Genomic DNA, 22,153 nt, shown 5'->3' with positions numbered 1-22,153 from the left:
GCAAGGACGGGCATTGCAGGGGCCAGATTACTGCTGATGTTTAAGGATAAATTGACCTTTCGGCGCAACAGGGAAGCCCTGTTCGATGTCGTAAATCACATCACCACGTAAGATGGTTTTCGTGATACGCGCGCCAATGGTACGGCCAACATACGGGCTGACTTTGTGGCGATATTCCAGATCGTCATTGGTAAGAACATAGCTGCTATTCGGCTGAATGAAGACGAAGTCGGCATCTTTTCCTGGGGCGATACGGCCTTTTTGCTGCAGACCGAAAATATCTGCTGCGTTAGTCGCCATTAATTTGCCGAACATTGGCAGAGACATTCCGCGTTTCTGTACCGCTTCATCGAACATCACGTCCATGCAGCTTTGCAGACCGGCGATACCACCCCATGCTTTCATGATGTTGCCAGCTTTCATTTCCGGCGGGCATGGTGAGTGGTCGGAAACCAGGCAGTCGATTTCACCGTTAAACAGTTTTTCCCACATGCCTTTCTGGTTTTCCAGATCGCGGATCGGCGGTGAACACTTCGCCAGAGTACCGATTTCTTCGAACTGATCGGTATCCAGTACGAAGTAATGCGGGCAGGATTCACAAGTAACGTCCTGACCTTCCTGACGTGCACGAGTCACTTCTTCAACGCCTTCCGGGCTGCTGATATGGCAAACGTGCAGACGGCAACCGGCAACTTTCGCCAGGTACAGTACGCGGCGAATCGCTTCCACTTCGGTAAATACCGGACGCGAAGCCACATAGTCATGGGCAGTTACGCGACCTTCACTTTTCGCTTCTTCGCCCAGTGCATCACAGATCAGCGCGTTTTCGCAGTGCACCAGCACCGGCTGCCCCAGTTCGCCCAGCTTCTGCGCACCTTTGAAGAACTGCCAGTCGTTTACATCACGGAAGTCGTTGTCGATACCGCGATCGCCACAGGTTGCGACGAAGCATTTGAAGCCGACAACGCCCACTTCATCCAGCTCATGCAGACGGTCGATGTTGTAAGACACCAGGCCACCGAGTTGTGCCGCATCGATAGTCAGCTTGCCTTTAGCGGCATCGAACTTCAGTTCAATTGAAGCGCGGTCAACCGTTGCAGGCAGCTGGTTGAGCGGCATTTCGATCATGGTGGTGATACCACCTTTTGCCGCTGCGCGAGTACCAGTTTCATAACCTTCCCAGTGGCTACGACCCGGTTCAGAAATATGGGTGTGCGCATCAACCATGCCTGGCGAAACCACCAGACCAGACGCATCCATAACTTCTTTTGCATCGCCCAGATCCTGACCGATAGCAGCAATTTTTCCGCCTTTAACGGCGATATCTACAACGCGAGCTTCGTTTTCTAAAATAACAGTGCCGTTTTTAATGATTAAATCAAAAGACATAACAAACTCCTTGTAAAATACAGATTGGTTTTTTTACTCAATGTTCAATATCGGGATTAATTAACCTGTGACTTTTTGTTCTCCTGTGTTTTCTGCTGTAGTACGTTTCTTTAATAAGGCGTAGGCCGCAAAGGCGACGATGACGCCGACAAACCATGAAACACGAGATAACGGTTCCATAAAGGGAATAAACTTACCGCCAAGAGATAAAATAACGGCCACCAGAGTTACTGAAAACGCGGTGAGGTTAAAACCGTTATCGTAATATTTATAATCGCCAGGTGCGGTGTACAGTTCATCAAGATTAATTTGCCCACGCATCACCACAAAATAATGCGCCATCATGACACCAATTACCGGACCCAGCATTCCGCCGATAATATCGAGGAACAGATAAATACTGTCCTGATTTTCCATTAATTTCCACGGGCAGATCAGCAGGCTGATAATACTGGCAATCAGTACGCCGTTTTTATAGGTCAGTTTTGTCGGTGCAATAGCGGCAATCTGATAACCGGCCGGAATAATATTACCGGTGGCGTTAGTAGAGATAGTCGTCATCAGAATAACCAGTACCGCAAAGAACGAGGCAAACAGGCTATCCCAACGCTGAACAATATCCAGCACGTTCCAGGTGTCAGCGCCGTAGTGAATACTGGCTCCGGCAATAATACATACCCCGGCGACCGCAAACAGAATATAGGCCACAACTAAACCGAGCGTTTGCCCCAGCGCCTGCTCACGAAACGAGTGGGCGTTTTGCGTAAAGTCGGATGCGCTCACCGCCGGTGCCGCCCAGACCGCAACTACCGCGTTAATCACCACCAGGAACAGGAAGCCACTGTTTTCTGCTTTCTGAATACCGCTCGGAATGTAGTCAAAGATTGGACCGAGCCCGACCAGCGAAATCGCCCAAATCGCCATACCGCCGAAAACGATATAGATGCACGGGTTAAGAATGGCAGTGAATTTATTTAAAACTTTGCCACCACCGAAACCGATTCCGACGTTCACCAGCCAGAAGAGTAAGAAAGTGATTAAGCCCGGTAGAGAAAGCCCTAACAGGGTAAAATCACCACCGAGAGTTAAAAATCCCGGCCAGATTTTGCCAATCAGGATCAAGCAGGCCAGCGATCCAGCGTAACATTGCAGGCCAAACCACATAATGGCAGCAATCCCGCCTCTTAATAATCCGGGAAACAGTGCGCCACGTACGCCGTAAGAAGCACGCAGGATCATGGCAAACGGTACGCCGTATTTACTGCCCGCAGCGCCGTTTAATACCATTACCGCGGCAATGAAAAAGGCGCTGAGAATAATTGCCAGCATAATACTAAAGGTAGACAAGCCGAGAATAAAAAAGCCGCCGACCATCACATAATTGGGAACGTTATGAACCGAACCCATCCATAAGGTAAAATAGTTAAATGTTTTCCAGGTCCGCTGGCTTTGCGTTTTCGGCAATAGATCTTCGCTATAGCCGCGTTGCTGGAATAGTTTTCTCTGATGTTCCATAAATCCCTCTTAATTTCACGTATCGAATAACGTTGTTTTAATCTAGCTATGAGGAACAAATAAAATAAAAATATTATTTTTAATACTGAAGCAACATCTTTGGCTGCTTTCTTTTTTAATATTGCTGGCCGATTCATTTTCTGATATCGGCCATTTTTATTGTGGGTATCAGGCCAGTTTATGGTTAGCCATTAATTCCAGCGCCTGCACTAACGCAGAGTGATCCAACTGGCTGCCACCGTTTGCCGCACAGGTATTAAATAACTCCTGGCAGGTCGCAGTGTTTGGCAGGTTCAGCGCAAGTGCTTTCGCACTTTGCAGTGCCAGGTTGAGATCTTTCTGGTGCAGCGCAATTTTAAAACCTGGATTAAAGGTGCGTTTAATCATGCGCTCACCGTGAACTTCCAGAATACGTGAGGAAGCAAAGCCGCCCATCAGCGCCTGGCGCACACGTACCGGATCCGCTCCGGCTTTTGAAGCAAATAGCAGGGCTTCAGAAACCGCTTCAATATTGAGCGCCACGATAATCTGATTTGCCACTTTGCAGGTTTGACCGTCGCCGTTACCGCCCACGAGGGTGATATTTTTACCGAGCAGTTCAAACAGCGGTTTAACACGTTCAAATACCGCTTCGTCACCGCCAACCATAATCGACAACGTCCCTTCACGCGCGCCGATTTCACCGCCGGAGACGGGCGCATCGAGATAATCACCGCCCAGTTCATTCACCTGACGAGCGAAACGCTTAGTTTCGATCGGGGAAATGGAGCTCATATCAACAATGGTTTTGCCCTTCAGCGAGGCTTTGGTACAACCATTTTCACCGAACAGAACTTCTTCAACCTGTGGTGTATCCGGCACCATAATAAAAATGATGTCCGATGCTTCCGTTACCTGGCGCGCAGTTTCAACACTGACGGCACCCAGTGACAGTAATTCATCAGCAACCGGACCAATGGTTGTGACATGCAGTTGATGACCGGCACGCGCCAGATTAATGGCCATCGGTGTACCCATAATGCCTAAGCCAATAAATCCCAGTTTCATAATTAACCTCTTTTAAATTTCGCTTTTCCTGAATTCAGACAACACGATCCCCTGCCAACTTAGCGGCCTAAAAAAGCATTGTCTGAATAGCGTTACGTTTTAACGGTACGGATCCATCCAGCGTAAACCGGCTTCCGTGGTAGTTTGGGGTTTATATTCACACCCAACCCAACCGTTGTAGTCAGAATTTTCGATTACCTTAAAGAGATAATCATAATTAATTTCTCCGGTCCCCGGTTCCCCGCGATGCGGATTATCGGCAATTTGCAGGTGACCAATTTTATCGGCCCATTGCGTCATAGTGTTGGTTAATTCACCTTCCATCCGCTGCATGTGATAAATGTCATACTGAATTTTCAAATTGCAGCAACCAACATCATCAATCAGTTTCAGTGCCTGGCGAGTTCCGGTGAGATGGAAACCAGGAATATCAAAATGGTTGATAGGTTCAATCAGTAATAAAATATCTTCTTTCATCAGCATATTCGCGGCATAACGCAGGTTTTCTACAAGCGTTGTGTGAATCTGTTCACTGCTGAAACCAGCCGGCGTTTTACCGACCAGACAGTTAATTTTTTTATTACCCAGCGCACGAGCATAACGAATCGCTGCTGCTACGCCATCCCGAAACTCTTCTTCACGACCAGGAATACAAGCAATACCCCGCTCGCCCGCCGCCCAGTCACCTGCCGGTAAATTGTGCAACGTATGTTCGAGTTTATTACTCGCCAGCACCTGTTTTAATTCTTCAATGTCATAGTCATAAGGGAACATAAATTCAACGCCGCGAAAACCACACTGCGCAGCTTTCTCAAAACGGGCGAGAAAATCATATTCACCAAATAACATCGATAAATTAGCAGAGAAACGTAACATTATTTATCTCCCTTATTCATAGTGCATGAAGCAGGTTTCAGTCGGTGCGTCCACTGCGTTATCGGCGATATCTTCAAATTCCATGACGTTATCCAGTTCGCTGCCCATCGAAATATTGGTCACACGCTCGAGAATAACTTCCACGACTACCGGTACCCGATATTGCGCCATTAAGGCTTTCGCCTGTTCAAAGGCTGGTGCAATATCTTCCGGTTTGAAGACCCGAATCGCTTTACAACCTAAACCTTCCGCTACTTTTACGTGGTCGACGCCGTACCCGTTCACTTCACTGGAGTTAATATTTTCGAACGCGAGCTGTACGCAGTAATCCATATCAAACGCGCGCTGCGACTGGCGAATCAGACCCAGATAGGCGTTATTGACCAGTACATGGATGTACGGAATGTTGAACTGTGCGCCAACGGCTAATTCTTCAATCAGAAACTGGAAGTCGAAGTCACCGGAAATCGCCACCACTTTGCGCTCTGGATCAGCGGCACAAACCCCCAGCGCCGCCGGAATGGTCCAGCCCAGCGGGCCTGCCTGCCCACAGTTGATCCAGTGGCGGTCTTTAAAGACATGCAGCATTTGTGCCGCAGCGATTTGTGACAGGCCAATGGTGGTGACATAACAAACATCGCGACCAAAGGCTTTGTTCATCTCTTCATACACGCGCTGCGGTTTCACCGGCACGTTGTCGAAGTGGGTTTTGCGCAGCAAAGTGCGTTTGCGCTGCTGGCAGTCGGCGACCCATTCTTTACGACACGGCAGACGACCCGCTTTTTGCATCTCCTGCGCCACTTCAACCAGCAGCGTCAGCGCCGCTTTAGCATCAGAGACAATGCCGAGATCCGGACACAGCACGCGGCCAATTTGCGTCGGCTCAATATCGATATGAACGATTTTGCGCCCTTCGGTGTATTTCTCTACCGAACCGGTATGACGGTTCGCAAAACGGTTACCGATACCAAACACCATGTCGGACGCCAGTAGCGTTGCGTTACCGTAACGATGCGCGGTTTGCAGACCCACCATCCCGGCCATCAGTTCATGATCGTCGGGAATACAGCCCCAGCCCATCAGCGTTGGGATCACCGGAACGCTGGTCAGTTCAGCAAACTGTTGTAACAGTGCAGCAGCGTCAGCATTGATTACCCCGCCCCCGGCAACAATCACCGGACGTTCGGCCTGAATTAACATTTCTACCGCTTTTTCGATCTGCATACGGCTGGCAGCAGGTTTGTAGACCGGCAGCGGTTCGTACATGTCAGGATCAAACTCGATTTCCGCAACCTGAACGTCGAACGGTAAATCCACCAGTACCGGACCCGGGCGACCAGAACGCATCAGGTGAAACGCCTGTTGCAGCACACGAGGCACCAGCGCCGCTTCACGAACTGTAACCGCCATTTTGCTGACCGGTTTAGCAATTGCTTCAATATCAACGGCCTGGAAATCTTCTTTATGCAGACGGGCGCGCGGAGCCTGGCCGGTAATACACAGAATAGGAATGGAATCAGCAGAAGCGGAATAGAGCGCGGTGATCATGTCCGTGCCCGCAGGACCGGAAGTCCCCAGACATACGCCGATATTCCCTGCCGTTGCGCGGGTATAACCTTCCGCCATGTGCGAAGCACCTTCCACATGACGCGCCAGAATGTGACGAATACCGCCGTGCTTACGCATCGCTGAATAGAACGGATTGATTGCTGCTCCCGGAACGCCGAAGGCGGTGGTGATACCTTCTTTCTCCAGCACATACATTGCCGCGTCAACGGCTCTCATTTTTGCCATTTTATTCCTACCTCTATAAATTGGAAAAATTTTCCAACTTTCAAATTTTGTCAAAAAAACCCGCTCCGCAGAGCGGGATGCGACAGACACTATGGATGTGCTTTCAGTCCCAACGCCGTGCTGATATCGCGGGCGGTGTCTCTGACCAGCTCACCCTGACTGACAAAACGATCTTCTGTCAGTCTTGATGAAGGCCCGGAGATGGAGATAGCGGCAACAACGCTACCTACATCATCGTAAATTGCTGAAGCTATGCAATTCAGACCTACAACATGCTCTTCTTTATCTACGGTATAGCCCAGTTCACGCGCTTGTTCCAGGTCCTTCAGCAAGGTGGGCATATCCACAAGCGTAGTTGGCGTAAACTGCTGCAAACCGGTTTGCAGAATGATGCTCATCAACTCCTCTTCCGCCAGCGGATAAAGCAACGCCTTGCCCGCACCGGAAGCATGCAGCGGCAGACGACTGCCCAGTGGCGCACACATCCTGACCATCGATTTACACTCTAACTGACCAATTAATACTGCTTCATTGCCGTTACGAATCGCGACATTGACCGTTTCGCCGGAAAGTAACATCAGGCGGCGCATAAACGGCCCGGCGACGGAGAGGACATCGCGGTTATGGATGTACGCCGCACCGACATTAAAGACACCTAATCCTATATGCCACCAGCCTAACTGACTGTCCTGATAGACAAAATCCGCTGCCTGTAAAACCTTCAGCAAGCGAAAGGTCGTGGAGAGCGGCAAATCCAGATTGAGAGAAATATCGCTAACCGATGAACTTCCCCCACTTTTTTCCAGATATTGCAGAATCGCAATTCCCCGCTCTAACGCCTGTGCGCCCTTCTGTGCCACAGGCTCCGCCTGTCCTGGCCTGCCGCGCCGTCTAACTTCCGTCATACCTACGTTAACTCCGACCTACAAGTGAGCATAAACAATGAACAATTAGTTTATCTTATGCAAGTCGGTTGCAGGCGTCACGCAAAACAGAGTTCCTGTTCAGGAATACTTTCAACATCACAGTTGTCACTGCCGCCGCGATCGATGGTCAGAAAATCGGTGACGCGCTGCCAGGCGAAAAGTGGGTGATGCCAGACATTACGATGGTAATTCACCCCCTGTTCACCGTTGGTGATAAACGCCCGCAGCGTTGACAGGTCTGGTTTGTCGTCACCTAACGCCACGACCACCACAAACACTTCACCTTTCATCGGGATAAAGGCCTGAGTGCCCAGCGGATGACGTTCGAGTTCGTGAATGGTCAGCGGCAGATTCGCCGGTTGCGCGCGGTTAATGCTGATGAGCGTACGGTCTTGCTCAAGAATCTCAACCAGCGCCAAATCGTGGTAACGCTCTACCAGACCATTGTTAATATGGAAAAAATCCCGTTGCTGCGTTTCGATTACATCGCCATAAGCACTAAAGGCTTCCTGACTTAACGGTAATACCTGAAGTTTCATCTTTTTGTCCTTGTAACATAATTCCGTTCAACCACCGCCGACCGGTCAGCTTGGTTTCAATAACAGGCAATCTAAAACCTTAAGAGAACAACATCAACACAAAACTTGGAATATTTTTCCAAAACTAGATTTAGTCCACAAATTGAACAGGGTTATCATGTAAAAATACTGATAAACCAGAGGATAAGAAAATCACGCAACTTGCTGATTTAAAAGGGGATGCCTGAAGATGTTCGATCCAGAAACCTTGCGGACTTTCATTGCGGTTGCTGAAACAGGAAGTTTTTCAAAAGCGGCAGAACGATTGTGTAAAACCACGGCGACGATCAGTTATCGCATTAAACTTCTGGAAGAGAATACCGGAGTGGCGCTGTTTTTCCGCACGACTCGCAGCGTGACGTTGACAGCGGCTGGCGAGCATCTACTTTCTCAGGCCAGAGACTGGCTGAGCTGGCTGGAAAGTATGCCCAGCGAGCTGCAACAGGTGAATGATGGCGTGGAACGCCAGGTGAATATTGTCATCAACAACCTGCTCTACACCCCCCAGGCCGTCGCCCAGCTGCTGGCGTGGCTGAATGAACGTTACCCGTTTACCCAGTTTCACATCTCCCGACAAATCTATATGGGCGTCTGGGACTCGCTATTGTACGAAGGTTTTTCACTGGCTATCGGCGTCACGGGAACCGAGGCGCTGGCAAATACCTTTAGTCTTGATCCCTTAGGATCGGTGCAATGGCGCTTTGTCATGGCGGCGGATCATCCGCTGGCGAACGTTGAAGAGCCGCTAACAGAAGCACAGTTGCGGCGCTTTCCGGCGGTCAATATTGAAGACAGCGCCCGAACACTAACCAAACGCGTCGCCTGGCGATTGCCGGGGCAAAAAGAGATTATTGTTCCCGATATGGAAACGAAAATCGCCGCCCATCTGGCGGGCGTTGGCATTGGTTTTTTGCCAAAATCACTTTGCCAGTCAATGATCGATAATCAACAACTGGTCAGCCGGGTAATCCCAACGATGCGCCCTCCTTCGCCATTGAGTCTGGCATGGCGCAAATTTGGCAGCGGCAAAGCGGTAGAAGATATTGTGACCTTGTTTACCCAGCGCAGGCCAGAAATCAGCGGATTTTTAGAAATTTTCGGCAACCCACGCAGTTAAAAATCAAGTTTCCTTGCGCGTTGGCGCGTAAAATAGCGCGCAAGCTGATTTGAGGTTCACTTTTAACTATGCAAGAGAGACACACGGAACAGGACTATCGTGCCCTGCTGATTGCTGATACGCCCATTATTGATGTTCGTGCCCCTATAGAGTTTGAGCAAGGCGCAATGCCCGCCGCTATCAATCTGCCGTTAATGAATAACGATGAACGCGCCGCCGTTGGAACCTGCTATAAACAGCAAGGGTCAGACGCGGCGCTGGCGCTGGGGCATAAACTGGTGGCGGGTGAAATTCGTCAGCAGCGTATAGACGCCTGGCGGGCAGCGTGCCTGCAAAATCCGCAAGGTATTCTCTGCTGCGCCCGTGGCGGTCAGCGCTCACATATTGTGCAAAGCTGGTTGCATGCAGCGGGGATTGATTATCCGCTGGTAGAAGGCGGTTATAAGGCACTGCGCCAGACCGCGATTCAGGCGACCATTGAACTGTCACAAAAACCGATAGTGCTGATTGGCGGTTGTACCGGCAGCGGTAAAACGCTATTAGTGCAACAACAGCCAAACGGTGTTGATCTGGAAGGGCTGGCGCGTCATCGCGGTTCGGCGTTTGGTCGCACGTTACAACCACAACTTAGCCAGGCAAGTTTTGAAAACCTGCTGGCTGCCGAAATGCTAAAAACCGACGCCCGTCAGAATTTGCGCCTGTGGGTGCTGGAAGATGAAAGCCGGATGATCGGTTCGAATCACCTGCCGGAATGTCTGCGCGAACGAATGACCCAGGCGGCGATTGCGGTGGTAGAAGATCCGTTTGAGATCCGTCTTGAGCGCCTGAACGAAGAGTATTTCTTGCGTATGCATCATGATTTTACCCACGCGTACGGCGACGAACAGGGCTGGCAGGAATATTGCGAATACCTGCATCACGGACTTTCGGCGATTAAGCGTCGGCTGGGGTTACAGCGATATAACGAACTGGCTGCAAGGCTGGATGCTGCGCTGACAACGCAACTCACCACCGGCAGCACCGACGGTCATCTGGCCTGGCTGGTGCCGTTACTTGAAGAATATTACGACCCGATGTATCGCTATCAGCTTGAGAAAAAAGCTGAAAAAGTTGTCTTTCGCGGTGAGTGGGCGGAAGTGGCGGAATGGGTTAAGGCGCAGTGATGGGCGGTATTCTGAAACGGCGATTGTCGTGAGAACAGAATGGTTGCACCAGAATACAGATATAAAAAAACCGACATGACAGTCGGTTTTTTTATTTTTTCCGCCCAAGACTTGGTGGTTCCGGGCAGAAATGAAACAGTCCTCATCTAGCAAGTGAATTATAAGTCAGGATGCCTACATATTCAAACAGCTATGTTGGCGATACAATCCCGACGCTAGTAGTGATACTGCCTCAAGGGATTACCGCAGTGCGGAAAAGTACTTTTAAGTCCTGGTCAGGATACAGGTGGTGCTGATTCTGGTGCTCTAATTTGGAGAGAGGCAGTCCTCATCTAGCACATGAAGAAAATCATAGTTACAGGCAACGTAAGGGTAAGCTGTGATTGTCTTTCTCCCTTAAGGGAGCAACGGATGAAAACTTTTCTCGATAAAGTTCTCATCGTTCTTAAGGCGCTAATCGCGCTGCTGGAACTGATTCGTCAGTTTATTGAATAACTGAGGAAACGTAGCTAAGGCCGAAGGTTTGCCACCTTCGGCCTTTAAAAAAACCGACATGACAGTTGGTTTCATATTTATTGCCAAAATGCATACTGTTCATGCCAGATGCGGCGTAAACGCCTTATCCGGCCTACACAATCTTGCAAAATCAATATATTGCACGCTCTTCGTAGGCCTGATAAGCGTAGCGCATCAGGCAATCTAACACCTGTCATCATCCCGCAAACTGCCTGAACAGCGCCTTACCCTTAACCAGTCGCGCACCCAGCCAGCCGCCGAAAAGCGACAGCAGCAGCGCACCGCTGCACGGCAGAACAATCCACAATCGCCAGTCTGGCTCCCACGGGAAATCAAACACTTTCGCCTGCAACACTGCCAGCGCCGTTTCCGCACCAATTGCGGCCACCAGGCCAGAAACAAACCCGAGCATGGCGAATTCACACCACAACGTGGTGTGCAGCAGTTTTTTCCCCGCACCGAGTGTGCGCCACACCACCAGCTCCTGATGACGCTGACGCATTCCCACCTGCACCTGTGCCAGCAACAGCAACATACCGCAGGCAGTGACCAGCACCACCATCACCTCCAGCGCCCGACTTACCTGCTCCAGCACCTGACCGACCTGTTTTAAAATCGCGCCAATGTCTAACAGGCTAATGGTCGGGAACTGGCGGTTGAGTTGCGTCAACATGCCATTGCCATTCTCCCAGCGGAAACTGGTAAGCCAGCTCTGCGGTTGCCCGTCTAATGCCCCTTCCGGGAAAATAAAATAGAAATTAGGCCGCAGACTTTCCCAGTCCACTTTGCGCAGGCTGGTCACTTTAGCGCGGAACTCCTGGGTATCGCCCATAAAGGTGACTGTATCGCCGAGGCCAACGTTTAAGCGTTTCGCCAGCCCCTCTTCCATCGACACTTCATCGGCTTTTGGCGGCCAGTTACCGGCGATAATCGGATTATGATCGGGCCGCGTATTTTGCCAGGTAAGATTGAGTTCGCGGTTAAGCGCCTCATCTTCATTACCTTCTGTCGGCTTATCGTTAATCGCCGTCAGCCGCGCCCGCACCACCGGATAAAACGATTCCGGGACTATCTGATGTTCCGCGAGGAACGCTTTTAGCGGTGCTACCTGTTCTGTGGCGATGTTAATTAAAAAGTAGTTCGGGCTTTCTGGAGGTAGCTGCTGCTGCCAGCGGTCGAGCAGATCGCCACGCAGCACCAGCAGCAGTGCCAACAGCATAAAGGAGAGCGAAAATGCCGAAAGCTGGCTTAACGTTGACCACGGCTGACGTAACAGGCGGCTAACCGCCAGGCGCAGAGATAGCGATTTCAGCGTCATGCGGCGAAGTACATTCAGCAGCATCCAGCCCAGCACACCGCACAGCAAAGCCAGTACTACCGCGCCCGCCAGCACCGCCCAAAGCAGCATGCTGCCACCCATTAATCCGGCGAGCAGCAGCACAACCACCACACTGACAATCGGCAGATAAAACTTGAGCGGCCAGACGTTCGCTACCACATCATTACGTAATACGCGTAAAGGCTGCGTTGCCAGCAACAAGCGGTACGGTCGTAGCCCCACCAGCAGCGAGATAACCGTCATGGTGCCCAGCGCCCATAGCCACGGCCAGAGGCTGGCTGGCGGTAGTGCGGCAGGCAGAACGGGCTTGAGCAGCACCATCAACACGTTTTCGAACAACAGGCCTATCGCCCCGCCGGTAACGGCTGAAAGCGCCAGCACCATCAACCACTGACCGACGATTAGCTTACGCAGTTGCGCTCGCCCTGCCCCCAGCGTTTTGAGGATCGCCACAAGATCGTAGCGACTGCGACAGTAATGATTCATCGCCACCGCCACCGCTGCCACTGCCAGCAGCAAGGTCAGAAGCGCCGAAAGCAGCAGGAACTGTTGCGAGCGTTCCATCGAGCGCCCCAGCGCGCCTTCGTCCTGTTCCAGACCGTACCAGCGTTGTTCGGGTTTAAGCTGAGGTAACAACCATTTCTCATAGCCGTCGAGCTGGTTCTCGTTGCCGCCGAATTTATAGCGCCAGGTGACCCGACTTCCCGGCTGCACGGCTCCGGTTTTATCGACATCCGCCAGATTCATCATCAGACGCGGAGCCATCTGGAAGGGGTTAAAACCGGAATCCGGTTCCTGAATCACTTCTCCGGCAATCCGCAAGGTGGCATCACCCACGTCGATGGTGTCGCCCGTTTTCAGGTTAAGCAGTGCCATCAGGCGTGGGGCCAGCAATACGCTGCCCGCCTGCGGTTTCAGGCCAGGGGGATTGGTTTGCAGATCGCCATACATCGGATAGATATCATCCACCGCTTTGACGTTCGCCAGCTGCGGTGTGTCGCCTGCAAATGTCATGGTGGCGAAAGTCAGCTGCTTGCCGACTTTCAGGCCGCGCTTTTGCGCTTCCTCCAGCCACGCTTGCGGCACTTCGCGCGAACTGCGCAACGCCCGATCGCCCGCCATAAACTCCCGGCTTTGCTGGCTTAAGCCCTTCTCCATGCGATCGCTGATATTGCCCAGCGCCAGCACGCAGGCCACCGCCAGGCTTAGCGCCAGCCAGACAATTAATAGCGACGGCGAGCGCCATTCGCGCCAGAACCAACGTGCAATCATGCTTCCTCCTGCAACTGCCCGTTCACCAGCCGTAAGCAGCGGTCGCAGCGTGCCGCCAGTTGCAGGTCGTGGGTCACCATAATCAACGTGGTGCCATGCTCACGGTTGAGGGAAAACAGCAGGTCGGCAATTTTATCGCCCGTCTGGCGGTCAAGGTTGCCGGTGGGTTCGTCGGCAAACAGCACATCAGGTCGACCGTTAAAGGCTCGCGCCAGCGCCACTCGTTGCTGTTCGCCGCCGGAAAGCTGTGCCGGAAGATGATCAAGACGTTTACCCAGCCCTAACTGTTCGAGCAACGCTTTCGCCCCGTTACGACTTTCCGCGCTACTCTCACCGCGCAGCAGCGCCGGAAGCTCGACGTTTTCCAGCGCGTTAAGGGTAGGAATTAACATAAATGACTGAAAAACAAAACCTACGTGCTTCGCGCGCAACTTTGCCCGCGCTTCTTCGTCCATATTATGTAGCGGTTGTCCCACCAGACTCACTTCGCCACTGCTGCCGTCATCCAGCCCGGCGAGGATTGCCAGCAAGGTTGACTTACCCGATCCCGACTCACCCACCAGTGCGATGGTCTCGCCACGTTTGACAACCAGCTCAACTCCGGTGAGGATGGAGAGTTCATGCTCCCCCTGACCGACGGACTTCTTAAGATGATGAACTTCAACAATGTTTTCCGCTGGCATTTGCCCTTCCTGTTCCTGGTCCTGTTAACCTTCCGTGCCGCCGCAGCGGACACGTTATTGATTCTGGGTGATAGCCTGAGCGCCGGGTATCGAATGTCTGCCAGCGCGGCCTGGCCTGCCTTGTTGAATGATAAGTGGCAGAGTAAAACGTCGGTAGTTAATGCCAGCATCAGCGGCGACACCTCGCAACAAGGGCTGGCGCGCCTTCCGGCTCTGCTGAAACAGCATCAGCCGCGCTGGGTGCTGGTTGAACTGGGCGGCAATGACGGTTTGCGTGGTTTTCAGCCACAACAAACCGAGCAAACGCTGCGCCAGATTTTGCAGGATGTCAAAGCCGCCAACGCTGAACCATTGTTAATGCAAATACGTCTGCCTGCAAACTATGGTCGCCGTTATAATGAAGCCTTTAGCGCCATTTACCCCAAACTCGCCAAAGAGTTTGATGTTCCGCTGCTGCCCTTTTTTATGGAAGAGGTCTACCTCAAGCCACAATGGATGCAGGATGACGGTATTCATCCCAACCGCGACGCCCAGCCGTTTATTGCCGACTGGATGGCGAAGCAGTTGCAGCCTTTAGTAAATCATGACTCATAAAGCAACGGAGATCCTGACAGGTAAAGTTATGCAAAAATCGGTCTTAATTACCGGATGTTCCAGTGGAATTGGCCTGGAAAGCGCGCTCGAATTAAAACGCCAGGGTTTTCATGTGCTGGCAGGTTGCCGGAAACCGGATGATGTTGAGCGCATGAACAGCATGGGATTTACCGGCGTGTTGATCGATCTGGATTCACCAGAAAGTGTTGATCGCGCAGCCGACGAAGTGATCGCCCTGACCGATAATTGTCTGTATGGGATCTTTAACAATGCCGGATTCGGCATGTATGGCCCCCTTTCCACCATCAGCCGTGCGCAGATGGAACAGCAGTTTTCTGCCAACTTTTTCGGCGCACACCAGCTCACCATGCGCCTGTTACCCGCGATGTTACCGCACGGTGAAGGGCGTATTGTGATGACCTCATCGGTGATGGGATTAATCTCCACGCCGGGTCGCGGCGCTTACGCAGCCAGTAAATATGCGCTGGAGGCGTGGTCGGATGCGCTGCGCATGGAGCTACGCCACAGCGGAATTAAAGTTAGCCTGATCGAACCCGGTCCCATTCGTACTCGCTTCACCGACAACGTCAACCAGACGCAAAGTGATAAACCTGTCGAAAATCCCGGCATCGCCGCCCGCTTTACGTTGGGGCCGGAAGCGGTGGTCGACAAAGTGCGCCATGCTTTTATTAGCGAGAAACCGAAGATGCGCTATCCGGTAACGCTGGTGACCTGGGCAGTAATGGTGCTTAAGCGCCTGCTGCCGGGGCGCGTGATGGACAAAATATTGCAGGGGTAAGTTGAAGCGCGCGCTTAAGCCCCCATGTCAAAGAAAATATCGACAACAGAGAGCGACTCCATGTCCGTAGAAAATATTGTCAACATTAACGAATCTAACCTGCAACAGGTTCTTGAACAGTCGATGACCACTCCGGTGCTGTTCTATTTTTGGTCTGAACGTAGCCAGCACTGTTTGCAGTTAACCCCAATTCTGGAAAGCCTCGCGGCGCAGTACAACGGGCAATTTATTCTGGCGAAGCTGGACTGCGACGCGGAGCAGATGATTGCCGCCCAGTTTGGTCTGCGCGCGATTCCGACCGTGTATCTGTTCCAGAACGGGCAACCGGTAGACGGCTTCCAGGGGCCGCAACCGGAAGAGGCGATCCGCGCCCTGCTGGATAAAGTGCTGCCGCGCGAAGAAGAACTGAAAGCACAGCAGGCGATGCAACTGATGCAAGAAGGCAATTACACCGACGCCCTGCCATTGCTGAAAGACGCCTGGCAGTTGTCGAATCAGAACGGGGAGATCGGCCTGCTGCTAGCAGAAACGCTGATTGCGCTGAACCGTTCTGAAGATGCTGAAGCCGTGCTGAAAACCATTCCGTTACAGGATCAGGACACCCGCTATCAGGGGCTGGTGGCGCAAATCGAACTGCTGAAGCAGGCGGCTGATACGCCGGAAATTCAACAGCTGCAACAGCAGGTGGCAGAGAATCCAGAAGATGCCGCACTGGCGACGCAACTGGCGCTGCAACTGCATCAGGTTGGGCGCAATGAAGAGGCGCTGGAGTTACTGTTTGGGCATCTGCGTAAAGATCTCACTGCCGCAGACGGTCAGACGCGTAAAACGTTCCAGGAGATCCTCGCTGCGCTGGGTACAGGTGATGCACTGGCGTCGAAGTATCGCCGCCAGCTGTATGCGTTGTTGTATTGAGTTTCCGTTGATCGGCACATGAACCACAACGCCGGATGCGATGCTGCGCATCCGGCATTGCATCATTTCTTCTTCAATTGCGTCACCACCAACTGGTGGCGCGAATTATAAAATTTACGATAGGTTAAATAGCAGGCAATAATGGTAGACAGGCTGGCAGTTGAGAGCAGCATAAAGGTCACCATAATCTGATATTTAATCGCCTTCACCGGATCAATCCCGGCAAATATCAGCCCGGACATCATTCCTGGTAAACTCACTAAGCCAACCGTTTTTGCTGAATCGACCGTCGGAATTAAAGCCGCGCGAATACTGTCGCGAATCAATATCGCTGAAGCCTGTTTCGGCGTCGCGCCAAGACTCAGTTTCTCCTGAATCTGTTGCTGTTCGCTAATCACCCGTTGCCCTAAATTGTTGTAACACAACCCCACCGCTACCATGGCGTTACCGGCTATCATCCCGGCGATAGGGATCACCTGCATCGGGATAAATTCAATCGACCCAGAGAGAATCAGCACCGCCAGGGTAATTCCCGCCCCGACCGTAATGGCAATAAACGATGAGATAAAAGCTTTAGCAATATATTTACTGCGTTTTTGCGCGTTCCACGCCGCATTAAAGCAGATAAATAACACCATCAATAATGTCAGGCTGGCATCATCCACGCTGAAAATATACTTCAGCACATAGCCGACAATAATCAGCTGAATTATCGCTCGCCCGACGCTCCAGAGAATATCTTTCTCCAGCGCCAGTTTTTCTTTATGGCTAATTAAGATTGCCACCACCACCAGCATTAATGCCAGTGCCAATGATTCGTTAGTAATATTATGCGAGTTCATAGCGTGCTTCCTGCATTTCTCCGGCATGCGGTTGCAGTGTAATCACCTTATCCGCATGATTAATTTCGTCTTTATCGTGTGTCACCCACAGCACGGCAATATTTTGCTCGCGCACATACCGGTGGATCATCTCATTAACGTTATGTTTATTACTTTCATCCAGCGCACTGGTGATTTCATCCAGCAATAAAACCTTCGGCATAAATTGCAGGTTACGAATTAATGAGATGCGTTGTTTTTCACCCCCAGATAGCTCGGCGATATTCTTCGTCAAAATGCTGTCCGGTAAAGCGAAGCGTTCGAGAAAATCGAGAAAAATGGCCGGGTCAGGCTGCTGGTTACGGATCTGCCAGGGAAAGATCAGATTATCGTATACCGTATCGCCAAACAGCGTCGGTGTCTGGGCGCAGTAAGAGACTTGCTGGCGGTAGATTTCTGGCTTTAGTGTGCTGACATCCTCACCTTCAAACAGTAACGTTCCGCTGGTTGGGCTGATCAATGAAGCAACTATTTTTAGCAGCGTACTTTTGCCACAACCAGAAGGACCGGTAATTAACTTAAATTCGCCAGCACGCAGCGAAAAATTGATGTTATTAAGAATCTTCGCATCACCCGCCAGATATCCTACGTTTTGTAGCTGAAGCAAAGGACTATTTTCCTGCATCGCTGTTCCCTTTTTCTGATTTTTACTAAAAACAGTTTATCCTTCCCAGGAATAAGGGGGAACTCTCTTTCAGTAATCAGGTATAATTTGTTTAATCAAGCAGCAATTTTGCTGATTATGGACGGTACAACAGGAGGTTTTTCCGATGCTTATCTTTATCCCGATTCTCATTTTTGTCGCGCTGGTCATTGTCGGCGCGGGCGTCAAAATCGTGCCGCAGGGCTATCAGTGGACAGTAGAACGCTTTGGTCGCTATACCAAAACGTTACAGCCTGGGCTAAGTCTGGTGGTGCCGTTTATGGATCGCATTGGTCGCAAGATCAATATGATGGAGCAAGTGCTCGATATCCCTTCCCAGGAAGTTATCTCGAAAGATAACGCCAACGTTACCATCGACGCAGTCTGTTTTATTCAGGTGATTGACGCGCCACGCGCTGCCTATGAAGTCAGCAATCTGGAGCTGGCGATCATCAACCTGACCATGACTAACATCCGTACCGTGCTGGGTTCAATGGAACTTGACGAAATGCTCTCTCAGCGCGACAGCATCAACTCACGCCTGCTGCGTATTGTCGATGAAGCCACTAACCCGTGGGGGATTAAAGTCACCCGTATTGAAATTCGCGACGTGCGCCCACCGGCAGAGCTTATCTCTTCAATGAACGCGCAGATGAAAGCAGAACGTACCAAACGCGCTTACATCCTCGAAGCGGAAGGGATCCGTCAGGCGGAAATCCTCAAAGCTGAAGGTGAAAAACAGTCGCAAATCCTGAAAGCGGAAGGCGAACGTCAGTCGGCGTTTTTACAGGCTGAAGCGCGTGAACGTTCTGCCGAAGCAGAAGCCCGCGCCACCAAAATGGTGTCTGAAGCTATCGCCTCCGGTGATATTCAGGCGGTGAACTACTTCGTAGCGCAGAAATACACCGAAGCGTTACAGCAGATCGGTTCCTCCAGTAACAGCAAAGTAGTGATGATGCCATTAGAGGCCAGCAGCCTGATGGGGTCGATTGCCGGGATTGCCGAGCTGGTGAAAGACAGCGCCAACAAACGGACTCAGCCATGATGGAGTTAATGGTCGTTCATCCACATATTTTCTGGCTCAGTCTCGGCGGGTTGTTGCTGGCAGCCGAGATGCTGGGCGGAAATGGTTATTTGTTGTGGAGCGGCGTGGCCGCGGTGATTACCGGCCTGGTAGTCTGGCTGGTGCCGCTGGGTTGGGAGTGGCAAGGAGTAATGTTTGCCATCCTGACGCTGCTCGCCGCCTGGCTGTGGTGGAAATGGTTGTCGCGGCGGGTGCGCGAACAAAAGCACAGCGATAGTCATTTAAACCAGCGGGGGCAGCAGCTGATTGGTCGACGTTTTGTGCTGGAATCACCGCTGGTCAATGGGCGAGGTCATATGCGCGTCGGCGACAGTTCATGGCCTGTCAGCGCCAGCGAGGATCTCAGTGCAGGTACGCATGTTGAGGTGATTGCGATAGAAGGGATAACGCTGATTATCCGTGCGGTCATCGCCTGATGCGACGCTGATGCGTCTTTTCATGCCTACAAAATATGCCCGAATTGTAGGCCGGATAAGGCGTTTACGCCGCATCCGGCGGTTATGCGCTGATGCCTGATGCGGCGCGGGCGCGTCTTATCATGCCTGGAAGTCTGCGCCCGAATCGTAGGCCGCCTCCGCTATATTAACTGGCATTGGCAAATTACTCGTCACTACCTTTATTCATGTTTTTTTGGTCTTCATCCGGATAATGTTTTTTTAGATATTCCAGGACGTTTTTATTGACCTTGTGTTGCGTATACACCCACCCTTTCCAGTAATCAGGCTGGTCCAGGTAAACTTCTGGCGGAATGGTGAAATCAGAAAGCGTTAACCATTCGGCTAACAGATCGGGGTTTCGTTTCTGGATTAACTGCAACAGCATAATCAGTGACATAGCTGAGGCAGGAGCCGTACTATCACCACTCAAATATTTCCACACTGTTGACCGGTTCGAACGAAAAAGGATCGGTAGCAATGCCCGGTCCAGATTCATTTCATTAAAAATCTTCTCAAATTCATTCATTTAAATTTTCCTGCCTGGCGTAAACCTCTTAAAAATTGAGATTTATCAAAGAAACGCATTTTAGCACACATCAGGAACCGCTTCACGTTTAGTCCAGAAACAGAATTTATTTCGCTTATCAAAACAAGTCTTTACTCTTTTTTACATTGAAAGAGCACAAAATGATTTTCGATTTTATTTATATAAGAAACATTTTTTGTTTCTTATTGGTGGTGTTTACGCTTACACCAGACAAAAATGCGCTTTACATCACACAAATGGCGGCGTAGATTTCGATCAAATTGCAACGCAGTTTATTTCTTAAAACAATATTATTTGTTTCTTATAGAAACATTAATGCGACTTATTTTGAACAAGAGAAAATGAATGAAAACTGTAAACGTAGCTTTACTGGCACTCATAATTTCAGCAACATCCAGCCCTGTTGTTTTAGCTGGTGATACCATTGAAGCGGCGGCAACAGAGCTTTCAGCCATTAACTCTGGCATGTCGCAATCGGAGATTGAGCAGAAGATTACCCGCTTTTTAGAACGCACAGACAACAGCCCCGCTGCGTATACCTATTTGACTGAACATCACTACATCCCTTCTGAAACACCTGATACCACTCAGACTCCCACTGTCCAGACAGATCCTGACGCAGGACAAAAAACCGTTGCCGCTACAGGTGATGTACAGACAACCGCCCGTTATCAGAGCATGATCAACGCCCGACAGTCTGCGGTAACTGATGCCCAGCAAACGCAAATTACAGAGCAACAGGCGCAGATCGTAGCCACACAAAAAACGCTCGCCGCGACTGGAGATACGCAAAATACTGCGCATTATCAGGAGATGATTAATGCCAGACTGGCGGCTCAAAATGAGGCTAATCAGCGCACTACCACGGAACAAGGGCAGAAAATGAATGCACTGACAACCGATGTGGCAGCACAACAGCAAAAAGAAAGGGCTCAATACGATAAACAAATGCAAAGTCTGGCGCAGAAGTCTGTCCAGGCACATGAGCAAATTGAAAGTCTGAGACAAGATTCCGCACAAACGCAGCAACAGTTAACCAACACGCAAAAACGGGTCGCAGATAACAGCCAACAAATTAACACGCTCAATAACCATTTCGATTCTCTGAAAAACGAAGTTGAGGACAATCGTAAAGAAGCCAATGCGGGAACTGCATCAGCCATCGCTATCGCCTCACAACCACAGGTGAAAACCGGTGACTTGATGATGGTGTCAGCGGGAGCGGGAACCTTCAACGGTGAATCTGCGGTGTCTGTAGGAACATCTTTTAATGCCGGAACGCATACGGTACTTAAAGCAGGTATTTCTGCGGATACACAATCTGATTTCGGTGCGGGTGTCGGCGTGGGATATTCGTTCTAATTTTAACAGCAATTTCTTATTCGCAATTTTCCGTACATTATTTAAGGTTAACAATGATGAATAGCTCCATTAAATCGTTTTCCCTGCTGGCGGTTATATTACTGGCTGGCTGTAGTTCACCCACTTCCCGCATCGCAGATTGCCAGGCGCAGGGCGTCAGCCATGACACCTGTTATCTCGCAGAACAACAGCGTCAGACGGCTATTTTAAGTGCATCCGAGGCGCAGGCATTTAAAAATGCAGAAGCCGCACAACATGCCCAGGCGGCAAAGAAAGCCATTTATAAAGGATTTGGAATGACCTTTAGAATGAGCAGTAAAAACTTTGCTTATCTCAATGATTCATTATGTGCAATTGATGAAGACAATAAAGATGCCACTGTTTATCAGTCAGGTCTGTATAACGTCATTGTTTATCATCACACAGGAAAAGTCGCCTTAATGAAGGAAGGTCAATTTGTGGGTTATTTAAAATGAAGGAGCAAAGGAAAATACCCCTGACGCATATTATGATTATCGGTGCGTTTATTTTTGCCTTCTTGCAAGTAGTATTATTAGCCTCCCTGGTTCACGCTGTGAATGTTAACAACGAAATCCAGGAAGGCTTATTTCAGTCGGGGCGCATTATGGTAGAAAGTTTGCAGCATATTCTTTCGGTGCAAACGGGGATTAACTGA

General features: G+C 50.6%; 23 protein-coding genes. 11 read left to right on the top strand and 12 right to left on the bottom strand.

Translation table 11 applies throughout. The features are described 5' to 3' along the window. Positions 1 to 27: 27 nt before the first annotated feature. The 7 genes from allB to allA form a co-directional block, all read right to left on the bottom strand. Complete coding sequence (gene allB, locus ACJHYD_RS19095; RefSeq protein ID WP_001550754.1) at positions 28 to 1,389, bottom strand: allantoinase AllB; 1,362 nt, start codon at positions 1,387 to 1,389, stop codon at positions 28 to 30. Positions 1,390 to 1,449: 60 nt separating this feature from the next. After that, positions 1,450 to 2,904 (bottom strand): allantoin transporter, encoded by a 1,455-nt coding sequence (locus ACJHYD_RS19090; protein ID WP_001550753.1) that lies wholly within the window; start codon positions 2,902 to 2,904, stop codon positions 1,450 to 1,452. 168 nt (positions 2,905 to 3,072) lie between these two features. After that, on the bottom strand, positions 3,073 to 3,951 hold the full coding sequence (gene glxR, locus ACJHYD_RS19085) for a 2-hydroxy-3-oxopropionate reductase (protein WP_000765839.1): 879 nt from the start codon (positions 3,949 to 3,951) through the stop codon (positions 3,073 to 3,075). A gap of 99 nt (positions 3,952 to 4,050) precedes the next feature. Then, positions 4,051 to 4,827 (bottom strand): hydroxypyruvate isomerase, encoded by a 777-nt coding sequence (gene hyi / locus ACJHYD_RS19080; RefSeq protein WP_000943563.1) that lies wholly within the window; start codon positions 4,825 to 4,827, stop codon positions 4,051 to 4,053. A 12-nt stretch (positions 4,828 to 4,839) separates the two neighbouring features. Beyond that, on the bottom strand, positions 4,840 to 6,621 hold the full coding sequence (gene gcl, locus ACJHYD_RS19075) for a glyoxylate carboligase (RefSeq protein WP_001305518.1): 1,782 nt from the start codon (positions 6,619 to 6,621) through the stop codon (positions 4,840 to 4,842). Between the two features lie 89 nt (positions 6,622 to 6,710). After that, a complete protein-coding gene (gene allR / locus ACJHYD_RS19070; protein ID WP_000141275.1) occupies positions 6,711 to 7,526 on the bottom strand; it encodes an HTH-type transcriptional repressor AllR in 816 nt (271 codons plus the stop codon). A 77-nt stretch (positions 7,527 to 7,603) separates the two neighbouring features. Then, entirely contained in the window at positions 7,604 to 8,086 is a 483-nt protein-coding gene (gene allA / locus ACJHYD_RS19065) for an ureidoglycolate lyase (RefSeq protein ID WP_000776388.1), read from the bottom strand. 229 nt (positions 8,087 to 8,315) lie between these two features. Between allA and allS the strand changes: the two genes are divergently transcribed. The 3 genes from allS to dinQ all read left to right on the top strand — a co-directional run bounded on the left by allS (position 8,316) and on the right by dinQ (position 10,900). Continuing rightward, a complete protein-coding gene (gene allS / locus ACJHYD_RS19060; protein ID WP_000460155.1) occupies positions 8,316 to 9,242 on the top strand; it encodes an HTH-type transcriptional activator AllS in 927 nt (308 codons plus the stop codon). 68 nt (positions 9,243 to 9,310) lie between these two features. Beyond that, positions 9,311 to 10,405 (top strand): tRNA 2-selenouridine(34) synthase MnmH, encoded by a 1,095-nt coding sequence (gene mnmH / locus ACJHYD_RS19055; RefSeq protein ID WP_001550752.1) that lies wholly within the window; start codon positions 9,311 to 9,313, stop codon positions 10,403 to 10,405. A gap of 339 nt (positions 10,406 to 10,744) precedes the next feature. Further along, positions 10,745 to 10,900: a damage-inducible type I toxin DinQ gene (dinQ, locus tag ACJHYD_RS19050; RefSeq protein WP_001308457.1), complete on the top strand. Its 156-nt coding sequence runs from the start codon at positions 10,745 to 10,747 to the stop codon at positions 10,898 to 10,900. Between the two features lie 217 nt (positions 10,901 to 11,117). On the opposite strand, the gene ybbP is transcribed toward dinQ, so the two are convergent. Beyond that, positions 11,118 to 13,532 carry a putative ABC transporter permease subunit YbbP gene (gene ybbP / locus ACJHYD_RS19045; RefSeq protein ID WP_001550751.1) on the bottom strand — a complete coding sequence of 805 codons (2,415 nt, stop codon included), beginning with the start codon at positions 13,530 to 13,532 and terminating at the stop codon, positions 11,118 to 11,120. Next, the gene (gene ybbA, locus ACJHYD_RS19040; RefSeq protein WP_001110573.1) at positions 13,529 to 14,215 is read right to left on the bottom strand and encodes a putative ABC transporter ATP-binding protein YbbA; all 687 of its coding nucleotides are present in this window, start codon (positions 14,213 to 14,215) and stop codon (positions 13,529 to 13,531) included. Before ybbA ends, ybbP begins: the two co-directional genes overlap by 4 nt. On the opposite strand from ybbA, the gene tesA reads away from it, so the two are divergent. From tesA to cnoX, 3 genes are read left to right on the top strand one after another with little or no spacing between them, the layout of a single operon-like run. Continuing rightward, the gene (tesA, locus tag ACJHYD_RS19035) at positions 14,186 to 14,809 is read left to right on the top strand and encodes a multifunctional acyl-CoA thioesterase I/protease I/lysophospholipase L1 (protein WP_001295836.1); all 624 of its coding nucleotides are present in this window, start codon (positions 14,186 to 14,188) and stop codon (positions 14,807 to 14,809) included. The two genes, ybbA and tesA, sit on opposite strands and share 30 nt — an antisense overlap. Next, a complete protein-coding gene (gene ybbO, locus ACJHYD_RS19030) occupies positions 14,799 to 15,608 on the top strand; it encodes an NADP(+)-dependent aldehyde reductase (protein WP_000148959.1) in 810 nt (269 codons plus the stop codon). The genes tesA and ybbO overlap by 11 nt, the downstream gene beginning before the upstream one ends. A 60-nt stretch (positions 15,609 to 15,668) precedes the next feature. Continuing rightward, positions 15,669 to 16,523 (top strand): chaperedoxin, encoded by an 855-nt coding sequence (gene cnoX, locus ACJHYD_RS19025; RefSeq protein WP_001295322.1) that lies wholly within the window; start codon positions 15,669 to 15,671, stop codon positions 16,521 to 16,523. Positions 16,524 to 16,585: 62 nt separating this feature from the next. On the opposite strand, the gene fetB is transcribed toward cnoX, so the two are convergent. Beyond that, the gene (fetB, locus tag ACJHYD_RS19020) at positions 16,586 to 17,365 is read right to left on the bottom strand and encodes an iron efflux ABC transporter permease subunit FetB (protein ID WP_001295323.1); all 780 of its coding nucleotides are present in this window, start codon (positions 17,363 to 17,365) and stop codon (positions 16,586 to 16,588) included. Continuing rightward, positions 17,352 to 18,029: an iron efflux ABC transporter ATP-binding subunit FetA gene (gene fetA / locus ACJHYD_RS19015; protein WP_001157535.1), complete on the bottom strand. Its 678-nt coding sequence runs from the start codon at positions 18,027 to 18,029 to the stop codon at positions 17,352 to 17,354. Before fetA ends, fetB begins: the two co-directional genes overlap by 14 nt. A gap of 145 nt (positions 18,030 to 18,174) precedes the next feature. On the opposite strand from fetA, the gene ACJHYD_RS19010 reads away from it, so the two are divergent. Beyond that, positions 18,175 to 19,092, top strand: a complete 918-nt coding sequence (locus tag ACJHYD_RS19010; RefSeq protein WP_000904502.1) for an SPFH domain-containing protein — start codon at positions 18,175 to 18,177, stop codon at positions 19,090 to 19,092. Then, positions 19,089 to 19,547 (top strand): NfeD family protein, encoded by a 459-nt coding sequence (locus ACJHYD_RS19005; protein WP_000970327.1) that lies wholly within the window; start codon positions 19,089 to 19,091, stop codon positions 19,545 to 19,547. Before ACJHYD_RS19010 ends, ACJHYD_RS19005 begins: the two co-directional genes overlap by 4 nt. Before the next feature lie 184 nt (positions 19,548 to 19,731). On the opposite strand, the gene ACJHYD_RS19000 is transcribed toward ACJHYD_RS19005, so the two are convergent. Next, positions 19,732 to 20,094, bottom strand: coding sequence for a hypothetical protein (locus tag ACJHYD_RS19000; RefSeq protein ID WP_001001643.1), 363 nt, complete (start codon positions 20,092 to 20,094; stop codon positions 19,732 to 19,734). A 366-nt stretch (positions 20,095 to 20,460) separates the two neighbouring features. On the opposite strand from ACJHYD_RS19000, the gene ACJHYD_RS18995 reads away from it, so the two are divergent. From ACJHYD_RS18995 to ACJHYD_RS18985, 3 genes are read left to right on the top strand one after another with little or no spacing between them, the layout of a single operon-like run. Continuing rightward, a complete protein-coding gene (locus tag ACJHYD_RS18995) occupies positions 20,461 to 21,477 on the top strand; it encodes a YadA family autotransporter adhesin (protein ID WP_001550750.1) in 1,017 nt (338 codons plus the stop codon). Between the two features lie 53 nt (positions 21,478 to 21,530). Beyond that, positions 21,531 to 21,953, top strand: coding sequence for a hypothetical protein (locus ACJHYD_RS18990; protein ID WP_001339231.1), 423 nt, complete (start codon positions 21,531 to 21,533; stop codon positions 21,951 to 21,953). Then, the gene (locus ACJHYD_RS18985) at positions 21,950 to 22,153 is read left to right on the top strand and encodes a hypothetical protein (protein ID WP_000664216.1); all 204 of its coding nucleotides are present in this window, start codon (positions 21,950 to 21,952) and stop codon (positions 22,151 to 22,153) included. The genes ACJHYD_RS18990 and ACJHYD_RS18985 overlap by 4 nt, the downstream gene beginning before the upstream one ends.

The organism is Escherichia sp. WS1368, assembly GCF_046487485.1.
Classification (GTDB): domain Bacteria; phylum Pseudomonadota; class Gammaproteobacteria; order Enterobacterales; family Enterobacteriaceae; genus Escherichia; species Escherichia coli.
Note: the sequence above shows the minus strand (reverse complement) of the source record. Positions and strands in the feature narration are given on the sequence as shown.